This window comes from Paenibacillus sp. Z6-24, assembly GCF_054161335.1.
In genome coordinates this window covers 1,429,748-1,451,856 of record NZ_CP096398.1, presented here as the reverse complement: position 1 = coordinate 1,451,856, position 22,109 = coordinate 1,429,748, and the positions used below count along the sequence as shown (strand labels likewise).

21 protein-coding genes and 2 pseudogenes are annotated in these 22,109 nt (G+C 48.1%); 12 read left to right on the top strand and 11 right to left on the bottom strand.

Annotated elements, in window-relative coordinates:
- Window positions 1-275: 275 nt before the first annotated feature.
- Both aac(6') and M1D61_RS06390 read right to left on the bottom strand, forming a co-directional pair.
- Entirely contained in the window at window positions 276-716 is a 441-nt protein-coding gene (aac(6'), locus tag M1D61_RS06395) for an aminoglycoside 6'-N-acetyltransferase (protein WP_458121613.1), read from the bottom strand.
- Window positions 717-764: 48 nt separating this feature from the next.
- Entirely contained in the window at window positions 765-1,325 is a 561-nt protein-coding gene (locus M1D61_RS06390; protein ID WP_458121612.1) for an AAA family ATPase, read from the bottom strand.
- 265 nt (window positions 1,326-1,590) lie between these two features.
- Here M1D61_RS06390 and sstT point away from each other — a divergent pair, with 265 nt between their 5' ends.
- Complete coding sequence (gene sstT, locus M1D61_RS06385; protein WP_458121611.1) at window positions 1,591-2,808, top strand: serine/threonine transporter SstT; 1,218 nt, start codon at window positions 1,591-1,593, stop codon at window positions 2,806-2,808.
- Between the two features lie 202 nt (window positions 2,809-3,010).
- Here the strand turns inward: sstT and M1D61_RS06380 are convergent, their stop codons facing one another.
- Entirely contained in the window at window positions 3,011-3,394 is a 384-nt protein-coding gene (locus M1D61_RS06380; protein WP_458121610.1) for a hypothetical protein, read from the bottom strand.
- A gap of 155 nt (window positions 3,395-3,549) precedes the next feature.
- On the opposite strand from M1D61_RS06380, the gene M1D61_RS06375 reads away from it, so the two are divergent.
- From M1D61_RS06375 to M1D61_RS06360, 4 genes and pseudogenes are all read left to right on the top strand, one after another.
- Window positions 3,550-3,906, top strand: coding sequence for a hypothetical protein (locus tag M1D61_RS06375; protein WP_458121609.1), 357 nt, complete (start codon window positions 3,550-3,552; stop codon window positions 3,904-3,906).
- Window positions 3,907-4,047: 141 nt separating this feature from the next.
- Window positions 4,048-5,422 (top strand): annotated as a pseudogene (gdhA, locus tag M1D61_RS06370) (NADP-specific glutamate dehydrogenase).
- A 330-nt stretch (window positions 5,423-5,752) separates the two neighbouring features.
- Window positions 5,753-6,007 (top strand): hypothetical protein, encoded by a 255-nt coding sequence (locus M1D61_RS06365; RefSeq protein ID WP_046213536.1) that lies wholly within the window; start codon window positions 5,753-5,755, stop codon window positions 6,005-6,007.
- Between the two features lie 354 nt (window positions 6,008-6,361).
- On the top strand, window positions 6,362-7,207 hold the full coding sequence (locus M1D61_RS06360; protein WP_458121608.1) for a hypothetical protein: 846 nt from the start codon (window positions 6,362-6,364) through the stop codon (window positions 7,205-7,207).
- An 844-nt stretch (window positions 7,208-8,051) separates the two neighbouring features.
- Here the strand turns inward: M1D61_RS06360 and M1D61_RS06355 are convergent.
- On the bottom strand, window positions 8,052-9,050 hold the full coding sequence (locus tag M1D61_RS06355) for an ABC transporter substrate-binding protein (protein WP_458121607.1): 999 nt from the start codon (window positions 9,048-9,050) through the stop codon (window positions 8,052-8,054).
- A 142-nt stretch (window positions 9,051-9,192) separates the two neighbouring features.
- Complete coding sequence (locus M1D61_RS06350; protein ID WP_458121606.1) at window positions 9,193-10,224, bottom strand: LacI family DNA-binding transcriptional regulator; 1,032 nt, start codon at window positions 10,222-10,224, stop codon at window positions 9,193-9,195.
- Window positions 10,225-10,605: 381 nt separating this feature from the next.
- Here M1D61_RS06350 and M1D61_RS06345 point away from each other — a divergent pair, with 381 nt between their 5' ends.
- Both M1D61_RS06345 and M1D61_RS06340 read left to right on the top strand, forming a co-directional pair.
- Window positions 10,606-11,658 carry a 2,3-butanediol dehydrogenase gene (locus M1D61_RS06345; RefSeq protein WP_458121605.1) on the top strand — a complete coding sequence of 351 codons (1,053 nt, stop codon included), beginning with the start codon at window positions 10,606-10,608 and terminating at the stop codon, window positions 11,656-11,658.
- A gap of 249 nt (window positions 11,659-11,907) precedes the next feature.
- Complete coding sequence (locus M1D61_RS06340) at window positions 11,908-13,557, top strand: DUF6138 family protein (protein ID WP_458121604.1); 1,650 nt, start codon at window positions 11,908-11,910, stop codon at window positions 13,555-13,557.
- Window positions 13,558-13,723: 166 nt separating this feature from the next.
- Here the strand turns inward: M1D61_RS06340 and M1D61_RS06335 are convergent, their stop codons facing one another.
- Window positions 13,724-14,191 carry an SMI1/KNR4 family protein gene (locus M1D61_RS06335; RefSeq protein WP_458121603.1) on the bottom strand — a complete coding sequence of 156 codons (468 nt, stop codon included), beginning with the start codon at window positions 14,189-14,191 and terminating at the stop codon, window positions 13,724-13,726.
- Between the two features lie 128 nt (window positions 14,192-14,319).
- A complete protein-coding gene (locus M1D61_RS06330; protein WP_458121602.1) occupies window positions 14,320-14,964 on the bottom strand; it encodes a DUF2625 family protein in 645 nt (214 codons plus the stop codon).
- A 231-nt stretch (window positions 14,965-15,195) separates the two neighbouring features.
- On the opposite strand from M1D61_RS06330, the gene M1D61_RS06325 reads away from it, so the two are divergent.
- From M1D61_RS06325 to M1D61_RS06310, 4 genes and pseudogenes are all read left to right on the top strand, one after another.
- Complete coding sequence (locus tag M1D61_RS06325) at window positions 15,196-15,861, top strand: hypothetical protein (RefSeq protein WP_458121601.1); 666 nt, start codon at window positions 15,196-15,198, stop codon at window positions 15,859-15,861.
- 43 nt (window positions 15,862-15,904) lie between these two features.
- Window positions 15,905-16,462, top strand: coding sequence for a DUF1697 domain-containing protein (locus M1D61_RS06320; protein ID WP_458121600.1), 558 nt, complete (start codon window positions 15,905-15,907; stop codon window positions 16,460-16,462).
- 88 nt (window positions 16,463-16,550) lie between these two features.
- A pseudogene (locus tag M1D61_RS06315) lies at window positions 16,551-16,643 on the top strand (hypothetical protein); the annotation flags it as partial.
- On the top strand, window positions 16,642-16,962 hold the full coding sequence (locus M1D61_RS06310) for a hypothetical protein (protein WP_458122593.1): 321 nt from the start codon (window positions 16,642-16,644) through the stop codon (window positions 16,960-16,962). The pseudogene M1D61_RS06315 and the gene M1D61_RS06310, both read left to right, overlap by 2 nt.
- A gap of 37 nt (window positions 16,963-16,999) precedes the next feature.
- On the opposite strand, the gene M1D61_RS06305 is transcribed toward M1D61_RS06310, so the two are convergent.
- The 4 genes from M1D61_RS06305 to M1D61_RS06290 form a co-directional block, all read right to left on the bottom strand.
- Window positions 17,000-18,070: a hypothetical protein gene (locus tag M1D61_RS06305; protein WP_458121599.1), complete on the bottom strand. Its 1,071-nt coding sequence runs from the start codon at window positions 18,068-18,070 to the stop codon at window positions 17,000-17,002.
- A gap of 49 nt (window positions 18,071-18,119) precedes the next feature.
- Window positions 18,120-18,890, bottom strand: a complete 771-nt coding sequence (locus M1D61_RS06300; protein WP_458121598.1) for a hypothetical protein — start codon at window positions 18,888-18,890, stop codon at window positions 18,120-18,122.
- Complete coding sequence (locus M1D61_RS06295) at window positions 18,890-19,690, bottom strand: hypothetical protein (protein ID WP_458121597.1); 801 nt, start codon at window positions 19,688-19,690, stop codon at window positions 18,890-18,892. The genes M1D61_RS06300 and M1D61_RS06295 overlap by 1 nt, the downstream gene beginning before the upstream one ends.
- Window positions 19,691-19,756: 66 nt before the next feature.
- Window positions 19,757-20,941 carry a DUF4272 domain-containing protein gene (locus tag M1D61_RS06290; RefSeq protein WP_458121596.1) on the bottom strand — a complete coding sequence of 395 codons (1,185 nt, stop codon included), beginning with the start codon at window positions 20,939-20,941 and terminating at the stop codon, window positions 19,757-19,759.
- A gap of 269 nt (window positions 20,942-21,210) precedes the next feature.
- Between M1D61_RS06290 and M1D61_RS06285 the strand changes: the two genes are divergently transcribed.
- Complete coding sequence (locus M1D61_RS06285; protein ID WP_046213523.1) at window positions 21,211-21,840, top strand: YfbR-like 5'-deoxynucleotidase; 630 nt, start codon at window positions 21,211-21,213, stop codon at window positions 21,838-21,840.
- The last annotated feature ends 269 nt before the right edge of the window (window positions 21,841-22,109 follow it).

Sequence of the window (22,109 nt, the reverse complement as noted above, 5' to 3'; positions counted from 1 at the left end):
ATTATATTTTAAAATACACTATACTACCTATCTGTTCAGTTCTAAAGGCTAGACGAATATTTCCATCATAGTCCTACTGCAATAAACAACGATTGAACTACAAGGTACACTGCCAGTGCTGCATAGATAGACGTAATCGTCGCAAAAATAATAATACCACAGCCGTAACGACCAGCAAACCTACGAGCATATAAAAAGCAAAGACCCGCTGCTCCGAATTCTTTTTGTCAGAAGGTATATAGTATGCTTACTACTGCTTTTTCAGGTTCCGCTGATCAATCCAGATCCTTGATAAAAGCTACTATTCTATTGGCTTCCTCGAATCCCAGCTTCTTATGAAATTCCTGACTGCCGTGGTTATCGAGTTCAGTGTCCGAAGCAATCTGGCTGCAGCCAAGTGACCTTGACCACTCTTCACCTGCTGCCAGCAGCCTGGTGGATATTCCTCTATAACGAAAAGCTGGATCGACGTAAATGCCTTCGACATAGCCAACCGGACTGGAGTCGGAGCCTTCCACATAGTCGTGCCGGAGGGACATATGGATAAAGCCGACACTTATGTCCTCTGCATTTGCCAGATAAACGATATCCGTCGGAGAATCCAGTATTTCCGCAAAGTCTGCACGAAGTTCTGACTCTATATTGTCCGGCCATAGCTGCATAGCGAGGCTTGTTACTTGATGGAGATGGGACAGCTCTGCTTTTACAATAATCAATAGAAGTCATCCTTTCCGGCCAATTGGGCTCTATTTGATATTGAACGTTTACAATGCAAATCTGGTTATAATCATTTCCGCTGCAGCTTTTGCGTCCAGAGCGGTATTGTTGATCCTCAGGTAATTCGTCTTCTGTATCTCCCCGGGCAGTGAATTCAATCGATACTGCTCATGGGTCTCGATCAGATCCTTTTCCGACCACTGGATATCGCGCTTGGTAGGTTTGTGCTGCAGGCGATTTTCCGTCTTGTTGCGCTGTATTCGCTGCTCCATGTTCGCTTCGAGTTCGACGTAATAGACCGTCCCGCCTCTACTTTCAAACCGTGCAGCTACCTCTTCTATGTAATCCCAGTCACTCTGCAGATCGAACGCCCATACATAGGTAAAAATCAGACCTTCCAGATCGCTCCGAGAGACTTCTTCGAAAATCTCGCGCCGGATCAGGTTCACGAGCCGTTTGCCGGAAGGAGTGCCGTAATCGAAAAATTGGGATACGAGATCAATCGACATGTGATTGTGGAACAGCTTCATATTCGTTCTGGCTGCCAGATGCTGGCCTACGGTCATTTTGCCTACTGCCTGCGGACCGAACAGGATGATTAGTCTCATGAGAATGCTCCTTCCTTTATATTATTCCTTCATTCCAGTATTCCGCTCTGGTAATATGGACATTATAAGACATGATTCCGCTCCTTTTGTTTTGTATTGGTTCTTACTATTTATGTATTTGGCTTGAAGTGATTATACTCTATATTTTCCATTGCAAACACAATTTTTCATGGTAAACTAATATCTAAATGCTTACTCGCTTTATCGCTGTGAAGCGGGATTATTAGTAGTAAAAGTTACCGATAAAATGGACCGGAGGAGAATTATGACTACATTGCTGCATCAATGGAACCGAATAAGTCTGGTGAAACGCATCCTATTGGGGATTATCGTCGGGATTATCCTGGCCCTGGCCTTCCCGAATGCTTCTGGAATCGGCATTTTTGGTTCCCTGTTTGTATCCGCGCTCAAAGCGGTTGCGCCTATTCTGGTATTTCTCCTCGTCATGTCTGCGATCTCGCAGCACAAAAAAGGACGTCCTACGAATATGAAATCCATAATTGCATTATATGGGTTAAGCACGTTTCTGGCAGGTCTGATCGCGGTTATCGCAAGCTTTCTTTTCCCGGTCAATCTATCCCTTATCCAGAGCACAGAGGATCTATCGCCACCGGGCGGCATCGTCGACGTATTAAAAGGGCTGCTGCTCAATGTGGTCGACAATCCGGTTCATGCGCTGATGAACGCCAATTACATCGGTATTCTGGCCTGGGCAATCCTGCTCGGCGTAGCTCTAAAAAATGCCAAAGACAGTACAAAAAGCATGCTGTCCAATCTCTCGGATGCCGTCTCTCTGATCGTCAAATGGGTGATCAATCTGGCGCCACTGGGCATTATGGGGCTGGTGTATGAATCCATTACAGCCAACGGTCTGGCTTCGCTGCTCGATTACGGCAAGCTGCTGCTTCTGCTGATTGGCTGCATGCTGTTCATGGCCCTGGTGATCAATCCGCTGATCGTGTACGTCAATATTCGCCGCAATCCGTATCCACTGGTGCTCAGCTGCCTGAGAGAGAGCGGGATCACTGCATTCTTCACCCGCAGCTCAGCTGCCAATATTCCGGTCAATATGAAACTGTGTGAAAAGCTGAACCTCAACCGGGATACGTACTCGGTATCCATTCCGTTAGGTGCGACGATCAATATGGCCGGCGCAGCCGTGACCATTTCGGTGCTGACACTGGCTGCCGTGCATACACTCGGTATTGAAGTCGATATCGGCACTGCCTTTATCCTGAGCCTTCTCTCTGCTGTGGCAGCTGCCGGTGCGTCCGGTGTGGCTGGCGGATCTCTGCTGCTCATCCCTCTTGCCTGCAGCCTGTTCGGGATTCCGAATGAAATTGCGATTCAGGTCGTTGGTGCCGGCTTTATTATTGGCGTACTGCAGGATTCCTGTGAAACGGCATTGAACTCTTCTTCCGATGTGCTGTTCACAGCGACCGCCGAGTATGCCAAAGAGCGTAAAGAACTAGGGAATGCTTGAGTTTAATGTTTAAGATCAATTGGGAGATAGTTACGTTTTCGATTGAAATAGATAGAAGCGTATCCTGTATAAATGAACAAAAAGAGACTGCGAAATGTATTCGCGGTCTCTTTTTGTTCATTTATACAGCCGCCTATGGATTAAGCAACTTTCTTTATTGATCGGTTTCTTCATTGATCGATTTGTTCATTCCCAGGGGAACTTAGATGCTTTCTGCTGTCAAGCTGCGCTTGCTATTGAAGAATCGATTTGCGGATTTGTTGAATAGTATCAGCAGCACGATCACCAGATATACCACTCTTGGAATGATAAAATCTGCATACAGAATCAGTGCAAGGATACACCAGCCTACAATCATCCAGCGACCTGTATTTTCTCCTCTAAAAGCCAGAATACCGCCTACAAATAACAAAAGGCCACCCAGGTAGGCTAGGATCATATTGATCATGTCAGGCGTACCACTGTAAATTATGGATTGCACCGGCAGATTGCGATTGATGGTCATGGAAATCAGAATCAGATTGAGAAATCCAATAGCCAGAACGAGTATGGAGATGATAGCGACAGGTATGGGTCTTTTGATCATGAAAATGCTCCTTTAATTGGATTTTATGTATTTCTAATCTGGTAAAATACACCTTATACGTCTTCACCTCCTATCTTTTACTGTACCTATCTAATACGGCTCTTACTCTGCGCAGCCCTGAATGTATTCAAATATACAGAGGAGGAAATACAAACATGTCTAAGAATCCATTATTACATAAGTTTCTTAAAATCTCCCAGCAGGATCATCCTGGATTTGTGGGAGGAATCGAAGATCATTTCCCCGATGCCAACCTGTCTTCAGAAGAGCTAAAAGAACAGGTCCACAACGCTTTTGATATATTTTATAATGTCATGAATACGCTGATCACCCGTCATCCGGACGATATCGACATGCACAGTCTGTATCACCTGGTGGAACATACCGGCTATCATCTGGGGCAGATTGTAGATCGTACCAAGATCCCTGTCAATCAATTACTTAACTTTTGCCAGGATGGTATCAATGAGAAGAATCTGAGAGCTCTTATCGAAAAACGCAGCAACATGTAATTAACGGAGCTAAGCGTATATATATCCATTTATTCTACCCATTTGTACAAAAAATAGAGCAAATCATTGGTTATCTCCATTAAAAGGAAGTTTAATGATTACTTACATCAAATTCACATGACAAAGGGGCACATTACCATTATGAATCAAGTGACAGCAGGCATTGAATCAACGAGCAAAAATTATATCCAGTCTGTCTACGAGACAGTCATCGCACGCAATCCGCATGAAGCGGAATTCCATCAGGCAGTCAGTGAATTTCTCGATAGTTATGGCACCTGTGATCGAGAAACATCCTGAATATCGTCAGCACGCCATTCTGGATAGACTCGTGGAACCAGAGCGCCTGATCTCCTTCCGTGTACCGTGGGTGGATGATCATGGACAGGTACAGGTCAACCGCGGGTTCCGTGTGCAGTTTAACAGCACACTCGGTCCATACAAAGGCGGACTGCGCTTCCATGAAAGTGTAAATGCGAGCATTATCAAGTTTCTCGGATTTGAGCAAATTTTCAAAAATGCGCTCACCGGGCAGCCGATCGGCGGCGGTAAGGGCGGGTCTGACTTTAACCCGAAAGGCAAATCCGATATGGAGATTATGCGCTTCTGCCAGAGCTTTATGACTGAGCTGCATAAATATATAGGTCCTGACACCGACGTTCCAGCCGGAGATATCGGGGTGGGCGGACGTGAGATCGGCTATTTGTTTGGACAGTACAAGCGCATCCGCGGCGGCAATGAGCCTGGCGTGTTGACCGGCAAAGGTATTGGATACGGCGGCAGTCTGGGCCGGACAGAAGCGACAGGTTATGGGTGTATCTACTTTTTGCAGGAGATGCTGGCTGCGCGTGGTCTTGAACTGGGCGGACGCCCTACAGTCGTGTCCGGCAGCGGTAATGTATCGATCTACGCTATTCAGAAAGCGCAGGAGCTGGGCGCGCATGTCGTAGCCTGCAGCGACTCTGGCGGTTATATTCACGATCCACAAGGAATCCGACTGGATACGATCAAGCAGATCAAGCTGGTGGAAGGCGGCCGAATCAGCGACTATGTCAATCATCATCTGGAAGCTTCCTACCATGAAGGCAGTGCGAATATCTGGAGTATTCCCTGCGAGATTGCGCTGCCCTGTGCGACGCAAAATGAACTGGATGCCCATGCTGCCCGCCAGCTGATCGATAATGGTCTGATCGCGGTCGCTGAAGGCGCGAATATGCCAAGTACATTGGAAGCGATCGATATCCTGTTATCCCATCATATTCTGTTTGGCCCGGCCAAGGCTGCCAATGCTGGCGGAGTTGCCGTATCTGCACTGGAAATGGCGCAAAACAGCATGCGGCTGTCATGGAGCTTCGATGAGGTCGATGGACAGCTCCGACAGATCATGCAGCGCATTTACCGGGACAGCGTAGAAGCTTCGGAAGAATACGGGTTTGAAGGCAATCTGGTCGCCGGAGCCAATATCGCCGGTTTCAAAAAAGTAGCCGATGCGATGATTATGCAAGGGGTTGTCTAATACAGGAATTTGTATAGTCTGTAGCAGACCGGGAGCAGATGCTTCCGGTCTTTTTCATTTGGATAATCTGCGATAATAGATACGTCATAAATATGACACTTTACGATGTTATGGCAGGATAAGCGAGGATATGGGAGTACTTTTCTGAATACCTCTGCTGAATCTTCCTCTTCCCTGGTCAGGCTTTCTCAGCAGAGTTCAGCTCGTCTGATCCGGTTTGGGAGCTGGGAGGCTTTGCCGTATAATGGTAAATATTACGTCGAGTGTAACTTCAAGTTGTGATTCGTTGGCACATATTCGACATTAGAAAACGTGAGAGGATGAATAGACTTGACTTATACAGAAGCACTGGAACGCAAAAGCGAAATGTTGAAGAAAAACGTGGAGAACTGGATTTTGAAAGAAAACCGCAGCGGACTATCCCAGCAGGAAGCTTTTATTTACCGGCATATGATCAAGGAACTTCATCAGAACAAACAGGAACTGCACACCGCACGTGAAGAAGAATGGCACCACGAGACCTCGGAGCCAGTCCATTCGGAAATGGGTAAAACGTCGACTGCAAAAGCACATAGCATGTCATAAGGAAATAGTAAAACCAAACCGCTAAACTTTGTGAATACAGAGTTTGGCGGTTTTTGTTTTACCTTTTTCATTCTGTCGGTAGAGAACTGTTAGGCGGCGGATTTATGTATTTTTCTCTGTATGTTATCGAATGGTGCCTATGATCCGATATATTTACAGATAGATGTAAATACTGGATAGGTGGCATTGTCCCGATATTGGGCCGTCTTCAAGTTATAAAACAGGTTGTGATTGATCCTATCATTTGCTATGATTAGTCCTACAATAAATTAGGTCTTATTAACTACATAAATCTCCATGTCCATAGATAATGCCTACGGACACACTCATTTTATACGAATAAGGATGTGCACAATGATGCTATTTAAAAAGCTGATTTTACCAGCTTCCGTGATTCTCGTTCTGGCCGGCTGCGGAAATACCCAGGACACTCTGCCCGCCGATCATACCGGAATCTCCTCTTCCTCATCCACCTGGAGCACTGATCAGGCGGGAGACAATGCGAATGTCGAGAACGATGATTATGCCGAGAACGACGACGATATACGCAGTACTGAGCATGCTAGTAATCTTGATAATACCAGCAATACTGACAATACCAGTAATCCTCCAACCCAGGAGAATGGCTCGGATGCCGGTAATGTGTCAGCAACCGTAAAGACTACCACCTCGGTAGAGACCAGCGTTTCTGCAGGCAGCACTTCGGTAGAAACGAGCACTTCCGTTGAGATGAATCATTCTTCCAATCCGTCGCCAACAACTGCATCTCCTTTATCTCCTCAGGAAAAAAAAGATATTCAGCAGTATTTGCAGACTTACATGCAAGCAGGAACCTATATAGGACAACAACTGCAGAAACCAAATCAGTTGTTTGAAAATAATCAAGAGCTCACCAGCAAAGAAATGTTGGTTATTTTCCAAGAGCATGCCGACAATGTAAGTACATGCATGCAAAATTTGAAAGCTGTTCCTTTTCCCAGTATTAGTGATTCCAAGGTCCGTAAGGATGTAGTACAACTCCGCGATCATGTATGGAATTTGCTGGTTGTACAAAATGATATGATGCAGGAAACGATAAGTTATCTTCAAACCGATGATGAGAGCTATGCTGATCAAATTCTCGCAAATTATCAAAAATTGCAGCCACAATCTTTAACAGTTATGCAAGAAGCTGAACAACTCGCTCCGCTACTTCAATAATTTAGAAACAGACTGTCCTTTATGGGCAGTCTGTTTTACAATTCAGCTCTTTCCAGTATCCTCTTTACCGCTGCTACTATATATGTAAGCTGCTCAATTTACACATTAACCATCTTCATTTTTAAATATTGAAAGATACCACCACATCAATTTATGATGTCCTATTAATTTGGAAGGTATATCTTTAAGGCTGTGAATACTGTATTCATAAAAATATACATTATCACGGCCATAAAGCTGATAGGTTCCATCAATCGGTATTTCATTTTTGAACTTGTATAGTGCTACTACATAATTGTCTCTTAACTCTTGATTACTGGGATCCAAATCCTTCCGTGTCATATTATCGATATTACCAATTGCTGATATTGCTTCTCTTGCCTGAATGGTAATGGGTGGTGAAGATTCCTGTGGATAAAATGCGATGGTAACCCAAATCGTTAACGATACAGCAACAACAATTTTGAAGATAGTAAACTAGCGCTTCCAATAAGGAATTAATAAACAGCCTAAAACAATGAATGTATTGATAAACAATGTTACAGGGATACTGACGATTCTGGCCAATCGGGTATACGGAAAAAATTTGATCAATAACATGGTTAATATAATTCCTGGCAGCATAAGTAATGCATAATCCAATAATGGCTTAAAATTTCTCACTCTGATCCTCCTTGTTATAGTTGAAAGTCCGTAACTACACTATTACTCGTCTTTGTTCATTCTAACTGATCCTACTTTACAGCAAATATTGGAGCATAATCTATAAATTGAATAAAAAATATAAAAATAGCCTGCAGAATCGGATCTGCAGGCTGCTTCATATCGATACACATTTATCGTTTTACTTCGTAACAACTCCAACTACCTGATCTACCAGTGCTTTGGAAGATACCGGTCCACCGAATGTCCATGTAGTACCAGCCAATGGATACGTACGTTTTTCTTTGACAAAATTCAGTCCGTTCCAGACGGAATTGTCTTTCATGGCTGCACCGAATACATCGTCATCCGGCTGGGTGATGTAGATAAAGTTGCTGTCCTGAACTTTGGACAGTGCTTCGATCCCCACTGTGGAGAAACCGTAATTCTCTACTTTATCCGACTTCCAGTCATTGATCAGTCCGATCTTCGCCAGTGTACCTGCAACAACAGAGTTATCCAGGAACATGCGCAGGCTTGCTGCATTCTGGTAAGTGAACGCCTGAGTGATTACATAATGGAAATCCGACTTGCCTGCTGCTGCCAGTTTCTCCTTGGCATCGGCATAATGCTGATCCAGATCAGCCAGCACTTGCTTGGCCTGGTCTTCTTTGCCTACGGCTGTAGCGATACTGTTGAACACTTCAACCATCTTGTCATAATCATAACCGTTACCGGTATTCAGATTATACTCGATCGTCGGTGCAATCGTATTGAGCTGGTCGTAGATATCCTTGTTGCTGTCAAAGTTGGAAATGATCAGATCCGGCTTCAGCGCTGCGATAGCTTCCAGATTGGGCTCATTACGCATCCCTACATCGGTTACATCGCTGCCCAGCGCCGCTTCCGGACTCACATATATTTTGTACTGTTCGTTATCTGCATTACCCACTGGCTGTACGCCGAGAGCGACCAGATCTTCGGTAAATGTCCACTCCAATGTAACGACACGCTGTGCAGGCTTGTCCAGCTTGGTCTCACCGTGATTGTGTTTGATCGTCACCGGACCTGCAGTTTCTGTTGATCCGCCGCCTGCCGATGTAGCTTCTCCTTCAGCTTTCGTATTTCCAGCTGTTCCGCAGCCTGCTAGTGCAAGCATCAGAACCAGCATAAGTGCGATTCCGCTTAAACCCTTTTTCATCGTTATAAGCTCCTCTGTATGTATCCAATTTTAGATAATGATAATCATTATCATCTATGGATTATGAGGGAGGAGACTGCTTTTGTCAATGGTAAACGTTCTCAATTGGATAGCATTATTGACTTTTGAAGACTGGTTCGATTTATTCCTCTCCGCGTGAATAATGCCTTGCCGCCAGACTCGATTCTCTTACAATCAACCTTGGCTCAAATTCCACGCGTTCATATTCATGATGCTCCGGTGACTGGATGCGCTTGAGCAGCAGTTCGGCGGCCAGTCTGCCCACTTCATTGCCCATAATGGATACCGAGCTGATCTGCGGAGTGGTAACTGTCGTCCACAGGTTATTATCGATACCGACGATAGCCACATCTTCGGGTACACGGACGCCCAGTTCCTTGAACCGGTTCACCAGACCGATCGCGACCATATCGTTGACCGCATAGATGGCGTCAGGCATATTTTTGAGATTATAAAAGTAATCCGCCGCCTGGCGGCCGGTCTCAAAGGTGAAGTCCTCGCCAAAGTACACCAGTGACGTATCCACATGGCGGAGGGATTGTTCATAGGCCAGATAACGCTCTTCGATCTTGTCCTTGGGTGCTCCTGCATATGCGATCCGGGTACGACCGATCTGCAGCAGATGCTCCATTACGAGCCGGCCTTCCGGACGGGCCATGCCGACAATATCGGCTTTGAGATCGGGGCTGAGCTTTTTGCTGTAGTTAATGACCGATATGGGGATAGCCGACTGGTTGATCAGGTTCTCCAGCGTTTTCGGATAGGCCAGCGGCATAATGACCAGCCCATCGACATGCAGCTTTTTGATCTCACGCAGGGTCTCCAGCTCCATCCGGGCATTGCCGAGCGTATTGATCTGTACGACACGATAGCCGTGCTGCTTGGCGGCCTGTTCGACCGACCAGGCAATATCGGGAATAATCGCATTGCGTATATCGGGTACAGCGAGTGCAATCTGGCGGGTTTGACGTATTTTCAGGCTCTGGGCAGACGTATTCGGAATAAAGCCCATCTCCTCCACAATCTCCAGAATGCGTGCCTTGGTCTTGGCACTGATGCCTTCGCTATCATTCAGAGCACGGGATACGGTAGCTATACCGACTCCTGCTTTTTTGGCTACATCTTCAATTGTTACTTTTTTTCTATTGGCCATGCCGGGTTATTCTCCTCTTACCGGAATCGTTTCCATTCCTTTATGAAATTTTTCATTCCTTCCATACATTATACCATAGCTGACAGGAAACAGGCTTCCTTGCTTATACGGAAAAAAGGAAATAATACGGCTTACCGTTCAGGAATAGTTTACTTTAAATTTTATCTACTAACCAGCTGATATAATAAGGATATATGAATATCAAGCGACAGCTTTATTTTTTCTTATTTCTTGTAGCATGGCGTCAGTTCCTGCCGAAACCCATTTGACAGTATGTCTATAATGTGACATCATTAATAACGGAAACGTTTCCTAAAATAGTGTATACTTATCGATAGCAACAAACTTATAATCTCATGACCTCATAAGGAGATGACTTCGATGCAAGCATTACGTTGGCATGGTGTAAAAGACTTAAGAGTGGATACGATTGAAGAACCGGCAGTACAGGAAGGCAAAGTTAAAATTAAAGTGCAATGGTGCGGAATCTGCGGTAGTGACCTCCATGAATACGCGGCAGGTCCTATTTTCATTTCCAAAGATTCTCCTCACCCGCTGACTCATGAAAAAGCACCTGTCGTGATGGGACATGAATTCTCCGGACAGGTAGTTGAAGTGGGCGAAGGTGTAACCAAGTTCAAAGAAGGCGACCGCGTAGTCGTGGAGCCGATCTTTGCATGCGGTAAATGTACAGCCTGCCGTCAGGGCAAATATAATCTGTGTGAGAAAATGGGCTTCCTCGGTCTTGCCGGCGGTGGCGGCGGATTCTCCGAATATGTATCCGCAGATGAGCATATGGTACACAAAATTCCAGATAGTGTTTCCTTTGAACAGGGTGCTCTGGTTGAACCGTCTGCTGTCGCTCTGTACGCTGTTCGCGAGAGCCAGTTCAAAGTCGGCGACCGTGCTGTCGTATTCGGTGCAGGTCCTATCGGTCTGCTCGTTATCGAAGCGCTGCGTGCTTCCGGTGCAGCCGAGATCTATGCGGTCGAACTGTCTGAAGAACGCCGTAAAACAGCCGAATCCCTCGGTGCGATTGGCCTGAACCCGGCCGAAGTCGACGTGGTCAAAGAAATCCACCGTCTGACCGACGGAGGCGCGGATGTAGCCTATGAAGTAACCGGCGTACCGGTTGTACTGACCCAGGCGATTGAATCGACCAAGCTGAGCGGACAGATCATGATCGTCAGCATTTTCGAGAGAGAAGCACCGATTCATCCGAACCAGATCGTTATGCAGGAACGCAATATCGCCGGTATTATCGGATATCGCAATGTATTCCCTGCTGTTATCAGCCTGATGAATCAGGGCTACTTCTCCCCTGACAAGCTCGTTACCAAACGTATCGGTCTGAGCGAGATCGTCGAAGAAGGTTTCGAAGCGCTGATGAAAGAGAAAAATCAGGTGAAAATCCTCGTATCTCCGAACAAGTGAAACCTGGAATTGTCTACACGCACCAAACTGCTGGCTAAATTATGCCAGCCAGTTCTCTCTCCTCTTTTTTAATATATAATTACTTTGAAGTCCGTTATGCGGGCTTCTTTTTTTATTTGTAATCAGACCATGATATAGTAAAAATAAATAGTCACAGCGCAATTATTCTTACTATACATAAGCTTTTATCCAAATGAATTGCATATTGTGGTATGCATTTATCGAGCTGAATGCAAAGGAGAATCAGAAATGAATGAACATGTGAAGGTATTACTGGAGGAAACATGGAACCATCTGGAGTCCCTCGCTTTGCGGGAAAAGCAGCGGATTGGCGAGCTTGGTCAGCGCAGTATGCTGCAGGTCGGGATTCATGATTATATCCGTGTCGGCTATCGCAAAGGCAAAAACAACTGGACGGCTGGCAATATGTTTGTGGAGATAGAGCGGCCTTTTTCCTGGAGTGATTCGGCGTATACGTGGGAGCCTGAAGTAGATGTGGAAGCGCTGACCGATGAGCAGCTGCTGCAGGAGTGGCTGCCGGCTTTTCGGGACAGGCTGAAGCCGGTCTTTGAGGAAGATCGGTGGGGAGCGCAGTATTATGATTACAAGCTGGAGGTCGGTCTGTATGTCGAGCGGGCGCTGACCGGCGATACGCTGCAGCATACCGAATACTGGATAAACGAGCGCAAGCGGGATGTCCTGCGTGAGGCGCTGGATCAGTTTATTACGGATAAAGTGCAGACGCCACCTCCACGGTATCCCAAACCGCTAGATCTGCACTTTTTCGGTCAGCTGCTGTTAAATCCGGATATTATGGAGTGCGATACGGACCGGATCATCGAGCTGTGCAGCCGGATGGATACCAAGCTGCAAAGTATCCCCAAACTCCGGGCGGAATGGGATCGCGATCTGCTCTGGGCGCTGCGTACATGGGCGAATGAACAATATCTGCCCCACTATTTTAATAATAGTGATAGCTACAGTCAGGAGCATACGCTCAAGCCTACTACCGAGCGCCCTGCCGTCGATCCCAAAGAAATGGAACTGCTCCTCTATGCTGCCCTGTGCATGGGCCGGGAAAGCGCGGATGAACGGCAAAAGTATCTGGAATATGCAGCGCAGATCGGTTCAGATACAGCGACGCGGTATCTCAAGGAAGGCAGCGGCGACGTAGAAAGTGTGCGCAAAAACGCTTATATCGTCGGTAAAGCGAATGATATTTTACAGCTGATCGAGATCAAGCTGCTGACCGAAGATGAAGCGGCTTACCGGGAAGCACTCACCTATATTTGTGATCTGGTGCGCCAGGATTTCCCGCGCGAATACAAGCTCAAGCTCGGCAGTAAGTCCAAGCTGCTGCTGCCTGTAAAAGGGCTCGCCAAGTCACCATTACACCGCTTTTTCGCCGGGGCATTGCAGTATGATAATCTGCATCCGCTAATCGCTGATTATGCGAAGCTGGTGATGAAAGAGTTCTCCTGGTACAACGATGTGGAACCCGGCGAGAAATCCGTTATGCCGGGAACGTATGGGGTTCTCGGGCTGGGGCTGTACAGCACCGAATATTTCCCGCTGCTGACCGAGTATATGCAGCTGGTCGATACCGAGCACCAAATGGCTCACAACAGCTATATCCAAGTCTTTATCGAGACCCATGGGCTGGAACCGCAGTTGGTGCCTGTCCTGACTGCGGTTCTGCTGGGCAGCGGACAGTCGGCACGTCCAGTTAAAGGTCTGGCGGACCACTGGAATACACCAGAGCTGATCATGGCTCTGGATGAACAGCTGGCTGCTCTGGAAGACTATCAGCGCGAACAGCTGCTGTATCTGATTTGCGGCAGTGAGAGCAAGCAAAAGAAATTCCTGCAGCAGGCTAACCGGCTGCGAGCGCAAAAATGATTCTTTAGTATAGACGGCTAGATGGCTGCAGGTCGTATCCTGCATCTATATGCTATATTCTGTATGCTGCTCTGCAGGAGATCCAACGCATAATTATTTTATAATAAAAAACTGCCAATGCGATCATGGCAGCCAGCAAGCCCGGGCAACCGGGCTTTTTTATATGTTATTCGATCTTTTCATCTTCAGCGTATTCTGTCAATGCATCCAGAAACGACTGGATATTGTCCGCGATCGGCGCTACATTCTCTTCCAGCATCTGCTGGGCCTGCTCCGGTGTATCCGTCATTTCCACAGCATCCTCGCGGACGACTGCTTCGTCATGATCCATCAGCAGCACACGAGGTTCGTCAGGGTTATGCCGGTAATCCAGCAGATAATTATTGCCGCTGCTGACACTCCAGGCAAATGGAATCAAATGTTCCGGATCGGGATTGCATTCATCGACCAGCTCCTGATTGGTAGTAATAAAATGCTCATCCAGCATCATGAACTGGATTTCCCAGTCTATGAACCCTGCTGCTGTTGTAAAATTATAAGCTTGCTGGCCTGCCCGGTCTGCAAAGTCCAGATAGACCTGCGGAAAGCGGATCTGGTAATGCTGTTCTATCTGCTGTATGGCTTCATTTTTCATAGGAATGATCCCCTTTCTGTAGCTGTGATAGGTGTACCCATGTATACAAGCCAGTGTGATCCTGTTCAATGACTGGTAGTCGATCGGTGATTATGCGAAGCCGTCCATTTCCGTTCATCCTATTCTGCTCAGCTCTTATCCAGTACGATCTGCCATGCTTCCATAACGGATACCGGCTGCTTGCTGCTGGTCTCTCCGCCTCCTTCGGCCGTCCACAGCGGCGGATAGTAGGCAAATACCTGCCCTGTCTCCAGCTGCTCGGTCTGCTGCTTCCAGTTCTGCCAGCGAAAACTCTCATAAAACTGCTGCAGATCGCCTACGGCCAGCCAGTTGATAAATCCGGAATAAGCCAGTTCGGTCGATTCCCATTCCAGTGTATCCGGGGCAAAATAACAGATCTGTCCATCACTCGTATCCAGTGCGAAGAATCCGCCAGCTGCGTCGTAAGCGACCACCAGTTTGCCAACCGGCGTCTTCACCGGCAAATGATCCTGCAGTCCGTTCCATGAACGCAGATTACCATAGATCCCTTCGGCTCCTGCACCCAGCAGTGTAATCCATCCATGATCCAGTCGAATACCACCTGCTTCATAAGCGATAGCGCCCAGATAGGAGCGCGTGCTCACCTGCAGACGACGCAGCGTCTCCTCTCCATTCCTGCGGTCAGCAGGCAAAATCTCATATGTATGATTTCCTTTTTCCAGTAATTGCACGATCTCATCCCAGGCATGATTGTCCCGGTCGATCAATTGTTCTGCGGATAATATAGACATTGTTGACACCCCTTTATATCGATTTCCCAATAACGCTGCACATATCTCTGTACATAGGTGTAAGTATATCAGACCTGCGGAAGTTTAATCCATTTAGTGGAAGAACAGCTTATCGCTGGTCACTCCATCTGTGTGTGAAAAGCATGTCAATACCTGCTAACCCGGTGTTATACTGGACACAGCGGTACGAATAATATTGGGTATCCATTTAACATACCGGAAGGAATGGGCATGATGACTGACTTTACCGCACTACATACTGCTTTGACTTCATTTATCGAACAACAGGATCGTTATAACGAGGCATATGGATTGTTTCCGGATACGTATATCCGCAGCTACCCACAGCGAACTGATTACAAAGTCGATGAGCGAATCTTTCTTTCCCCTGAGCTTGAATATTTGTACAGTCATTATGAGATGCTGGACGAAAAGGCTGCCGGGACGCTGAAGCTGAAAAACGCATCCGTATTGATCGGAAGCGGTATTTTGTTGTCTTTTGCGGCACCGGAGCATCTGTATCGTCAGCAGCTGGGCTACCGCTGGATCGGCGATTCCGCTTCACCGCAGGAATCTGCCAATTGGCCGCCGCATCATGTAGTCATCGCAGTGTACAATGATGATCCGATTATCGTCGATACCAGCCAACCGGGGTCTCCGGTATATGCAGCCTTTAAAGGTAGTGATCCTGAACCGATTGCAGCATCACTCGCTGACTTTTTTACCACACTTGCGATTATGATTGAAGGAGCTTTTGACTGGCAGGGAGAGATTATGGATGAAGAGACCGAAGAGGTCAAAGCCGGCTATATGGAGAGTATACAGCCCCGGCTGCAGGAGCTGCTGGGCGAGACATTCATGCATCATCTGCTCGTATATCTGTCCCTGCGCTGGTAAACGGCCGGGAACAGCTGATCATTTATAAAAAGGAGAAGTGACGATGATCTATGTAGCTCTGCTGCGCGGGATTAATGTAGGCGGGAATAACAAAATCAATATGAAGCTGCTGCAAACCACCTTTGAACAGGCAGGCATGACGCAGGTCACGACGTATATTAACTCCGGCAATATTATTTTCGCCAGTGAGCAGCGGCCTCATCAGGAATTGGCTGCAGCACTTGAGCAGGCGATTGCGGCGGATTTCCAGCTGGATATTCCAGTGATGGTACGCAGTCTGCCCGAGATGGAATCTGTTATGACCGCTCTGCCGGAACACTGGACCAATGATGAGCAGATGAAGAGCGATGTGCTGTTTCTGTGGGATGAAATTAATAAACCGTCTGTGCTGGAAGAGATCCCGCTCAAGTCCGATATGGGTACCCTGCTCTATCTCCCAGGGGCTGTGCTTGTATCCGTGCCAAGGGAAAATGTTACGCGCAGCGGTATGAACAAGCTGGCCGCATCGAAGCTGTATCGGTATATGACGGTGCGCAATGTGAATACAACCCGCCAGATCTATCAGCGGATGCTGGCAGCAAGCGGACTGCAGACTTTGTAACCGAATCGTCCATCAGCTGCGCTGCTTGCTTGTTTTGTTCTCGGGCTATCGCTATTTGACGGCAGGAATCAAAAAAACTTACGGTAGTATGCTGGAAGTGACCATTCAATGCAGCGCTTCACCTTCTTCGCTGGATATCAGCTGTTTTATGGTTAGTGACGAGGGCAAGGTGCCTTCGGATGATTATTTTATCTTTTATAACCAGAACATTGATCCGGACCAAGCGGTTCAGCTGGTGCAGGCATATTCGCCCCGGTCAGCGGCTGCCAGTCAATTCTGCAGATTGGCGGACAGCAAATTACATATACACCACACCATCCGCATTGACGGATGAAACCGCATTGATTCTGATAGAAGTCTACAAATACAAAGAAACGTTCAATGGGCTGTTGGGCGCGGATTTTTTGGCGGGTTGCAGCCGCTGGCCGAGTCGTTTGGTGTGGAAATTGAGAGCAGTGATCCATCGGCTGAATACGAGGCAGGACCCGGACGATAAATGACAGGGTCCTGCCTTGATTTGCAGTACACTCTATTATTCTATTCAAAAGGAAACTCGTCCCACCAGTTGGTTCTCCCCTCTTCACGCTCTTCCAGCGTATCCTTTTTGCCGTACTGTATCAGCAGCTGGCGGAACTGCTTCATCATAAGCGGCGTCTTTAGTTTGGCATAGGCACGTTCAAGGCTGGGATTACGCAGCAGCGGTTCATACGCGTCTACCTTCATCTCCCAGGCTTCCCGGTGGGTGAATTCGATCAATGCAGGCGCATGCTCCAGCGTATGGATATCCCGCAGCCCTTTCATATTCTCCAACGAAATCTTGCGCAGCCGGTTCAGACGATCCAGGGAGGGCAGCTGCCGGATATGCGGCAGCGCTTGCAGAAAAAGGTACTGCAGACCGGTCAGTGAGGCAATCACAGATACATCTTCCAGTCCCTTGATCTGGGACAACTGTAAATATTCGATGGAATCTTTGCCTGCCAGTGCCTCCAGATTACGGATGCCGCCGAGCCGAATAGTCAGCTGGCGCAGCTCTGGCAGCAGCTGGAGCATTTTCAGATCCGGTAAAGTTATCGATTGCAGGATGAGCTGCTGCAGCCGGGACAGCCCGCTGATCACCTCCAGATGCTTGTGATGTCCATCGATATGCAGACTATGCAGCTGGTGAAATCGTGCCAGCACCTGCAGATCGGGCTTACGGGAGGTCGTCCGGCCAATATGCAGGTGATTCAGGGTGGATGGAACCTGCTCCAGTATATCCAGTTCGGTGAGTCCGGTTAGTGACAGCTGCAGATGATCCAGCCTGCCAAGCGTATTCAATGCATCCAGATTCCGCACTTCTCCCTCACATTCCAGAGACAGCCTGCGAATCTCCGGCAGCCATTTCAAGAATTCCAGATTACATACCGAATCATAAAATCCATAGATACGCAGCAGCACATCCTGACGTACTGCCAGCAGATGGGTATTCAGCAGTTTCCAGCTGTCCGGTTCCAGCGCTTCCGCAACCTGGATCGTACGGATGCTGCTGTTACGGGCGATCTGCTCTACTTCTGGCATTGTCAGTGATTGTTCAATCTGAATAGTGTCCTGGTAGATCGTCTGATACATAAAGTTCCTCCATTATTGTCATCGCCCATTTGACTGCTATTCCTTCTTCTTAAAAGACGACCGAATTCACAGCTGCCTGTGCCGTCCGCAGCAAAGCAGCATACAGACGTGCCGAAATCTGCTCATATTCCTCACTCTTGCCATGTTCATATGCCGAATAAGGCGGTTCATCATTCCATGAACCCATCGCACCGAACACCCATGTTTTGTAGACGGCATTGAGCAGCCGCCTCGCTTCATCGCTGTATACGTCCGGCAGTTCAAATGCGAGTTTCGGAGCAGACTCCCCATCCAGAATCGCAATCCCAGGGTCAAAAAAATTCTGCTTCCAAAAAGACTGCTGTATCTCTTCGGCCAGCGCAGCAATCTGCTGCAATACGTCCCTAAACTGCATTGCCACTTCGTTCAAAGGCAGAAACGTCCGCTCGGACGGCTGTCCCAGATCCTGTTCCTGCTCGGTATACGTAATATTCCAGCGCACCGATGAACGGAATTGCCCGCTCTCCCAATGCGGAATCCAGATCCGGTTCTGCTGTGCGCCGAGTGTAATGATACCTGCTCTCGCACCGCCGCCTGCAAACCCGCTCGTCTGCCATTTCTCTTCCGGTTGGCTGCCGCTGACCATCATGAGCCGCTGACAGCCGATGCTGCGCAGATAGACCAGCCAACCGGGCCAGTCCCAGCTCTGTGAGCCGTCCGTAAAGGTAACATAAATGCTGTCCGTATGTTGCAGTTCCTTGCTCGATGCATCGGTTCCATGGATCAGATAACCATTGCCCAGCGATGTAATCAGCAGCTGCTGATGAATCTCTCCATTCATTATTGAAGCCCCCATTGTCCAAAATAATCGGCAACCGCATCGGCATCATATCGATCCTGGCCTTCCCAGCCTGCGACTGATATAAAATCGCTGTAATGTCCTCTGCCAAGGCGTGGTGTATCACGCGGCACCAATATACCGGCATAACCGCATATTTCCATCAATTGATCACGTTCATTTTTGCTGGAGGGCAGCCAATCTTTCCAGCGCTTTTCCAGTTGGCGTGCGCCTTCATTCGGTGCGCAACCCTGTACCTGCGCCAGCAGCTGCCGGAAGATCTCCACATCCTCTGCTCCGGCAGTGACCGGCTGCTCACGGCTGAACAATTCCAGATCCAGCCAGCAGTACAGCAGCCAGTTCAGTCGCACACCGCCCCATTTGATCCGTTCAAAATGAAGTACGTTCAGATCTGCATTCGTATAGCTGCCATCCGCCATCAATCCGCAGAAATCACAGTCCCCGCAGCTGCTTGTGTTGGCATGAACCGCTCGGCGTTGTTCATACGTATGCAGCGGCAATTCCGCAGTCAGTGCCCAGCTGCTCAGGGCGCTGCGCAGATGTATTTTACGGGTGGAGAGACTGTGCAGGAATGCTTCACTGACCTGCTCCCTCGTAATACGCTGATGCAGTTCATGCAGACGCTCGATCAGTTCATCATGGGTAATGGTCACCGGATCGAACATGACTCCCTGACTGCGTGCATATTCAAAGTCTTCACCCGTCAGCACTGGAGGTCCGGGCTTCCAGCCGCCGGTCTGCCAGAATGTCCTGATCAGTATTTGTTTGGCTTTTTTGTCCATATGATCTTCCCTGTCGGTCCTCTCCTGGTATCCATTCTCGCCATCTGCTGCCGACATGCAGGGGAACTAGGTATCTGTACGGACATGGTCCCAGTCCTGCCCCAGATAGCCGGTCAGCCAGTTCAGCGCATAATGACGCTCATACACCACATCTGCATCCAGACCGCCTGGAACCGGACGCTGATGAACACGGCTGTCCACACAGGCCCAGTCATATCGGTAAATCAAATCGGCCGCATCCAGAATCTCTGCCGACTCACGCAGACGGGAACTTTCACGGAAAGCCGCAAAGCTGTCAAACTGCTGCAGGATTCCGACCGTCCGAGCCACATCACAGATCTCTGTCGGTTCGCCCAGCGTATCGGCATGCCCGAGCGCCCAAAGCATTACCCACAGCGCTTCATAACACCAGGAAAAGCGGGCCGCCGCCTCCTGTCCCGGCTGGTCCTGCTCAATGAACGCTTTCTCTTCCAGGGTGAAAAAGCGATCGGCGTCGTACTGCCGGATAATCCGGTCGATCAGTTCCCGCGTTGTTTCTGTCGTCTCACCGGCACCGACGCATTCTCCTTTGACAGCGGTGATACAGATCGCCACCGCGCGTGCTGCCACTTCATCCCGTGTTCGAATCCCGTCTGCCAGCTCATCTCCCAGTCGGGCTGGAAGCGTCGCATTCACCGGTATGCCACGGCTTTCCAGCCATTGGTTTGAGCGCTGCTTGCGGCTTTCACCCGATGGTGTGATCTGGAATTCATCATGCAGATAGCTCGTATGCGCAGTAACGGTATAATCTTCTACTCCGGAATGGCCTTCGGCATCCAGCAGCAGTCGGCCCTGCCCATCCAGCAGCTGGCCTCCGCCCCAGAACAGCACTCCATCCAGCGAACGGACAATATGCAGCAGCTCCCCGAAAAAGGCTTCCGAAATATCTTCTTCGGTCTCGATGCCGATCACCATGTTGAATGTGCTGATTTTGAGCAGTACCTTTTGCTGTAATTCTTTGTTCACTGCCGGCACCTGATAGAAGAATCCGCCCAGCCCATCGATCATGGCGCTGAACTGTGCAGGCTCGGTCCGGCTCGTCATAATGTTAAAACCTTTGGCAGTTTTCTTGCAGAATAATCCACCTTGAACCACTTCGATATGTGTCAGGTCCTGCTTAACGGTTATTTTCTTATCCTTGTACAGTGTACGCATAATTTCTTCCAGCTGCTGCAGGTCCGGAATGGAGCTGTAAATGGCTGCATTTTTCATTATATATCCTCCTGTTATCCTGTTGTGCCGCGCCTAGTTTGGCAGCACGTCTGCTTCCAATTCTGGCCTGTTGGATGATCCGCAGTCAAGTTCATGACCGATCTGTGCATACTTTGTATTGGTTCAGTTATCATCTTTGGTACAAATTTGACCTGCACTTAACTCACCGCTAACACTACAGCACTATACTGACCATTATAGCTGCGATATGACATTTAACGCTCTATCAGTCCCTTCAAATTCACAGTACTCAAAGGATGGTTAGTCTTATGGGAATTCACGCCTATTTCCGTTCACTGGATGATCTGGAACGGATTATCCGCTGCCCGGGCAAATTTAAATTTGAACAGCACAGCGTATCCGCGCACTCCTGGAAAGTCGTTCAGTACGCCAAAACGCTGGCCGATATCGAAGAGATGCACGGAGTTACTATAGACTGGAAAAAACTCTATGAAATTACGAGCAGTCATGACTATGGCGAGATTTTTATCGGTGATATCAAGACGCCGGTCAAGCATTCTTCCCTGGAGCTTCGTTCTCTGCTGCAAAAGGTCGAGGAAGGCATGATTGAGCATTTTATCGAAGAAAATATCCCGGATGACTTCAAGCCCATTTTCCGCAAACAGCTGCATGAAGGCAAAGATGATTCTGTCGAAGGCATGATCCTGCAGGTTGCCGACAAAATGGATCAGGTGTACGAAGCATTCTCCGAGCTGCAGCGCGGCAATACGGAAAAAGAATTTATCGCCATGTACCGTAATGCGCTGGTCAAGATCAAGCATGTCGATCTCCATTGTGTTGATTACTTTCTGGAAAACATTCTGCCGGACATGGTTCATGAAGGTACCTTTTCCACGATTGATATCAAGCGGATTACAGAAGAGGCCCTTGCGCTTTAAGCCGAGCTTCGTTCCGCTTGGATGGGCGCTCAGAACTCGTATGTACTCCCTACTCCCCGTGTTACTCCGTTACAATCTCACCATACTGTACCCTGCTGCATCTTCCTGCTGATTCTGACCGGACATATCGTTCTGGCCAGGTGCGGGCAGATGTATTTTTTATTCTCTTTTCCTTTGTAGGATGCGTATACACGTATTTCTGCCGTAAATGACATTTTTGTCACGTATAATCGTTCACATCCCCTTTGACTGCTTCTTTCTTTCACTAT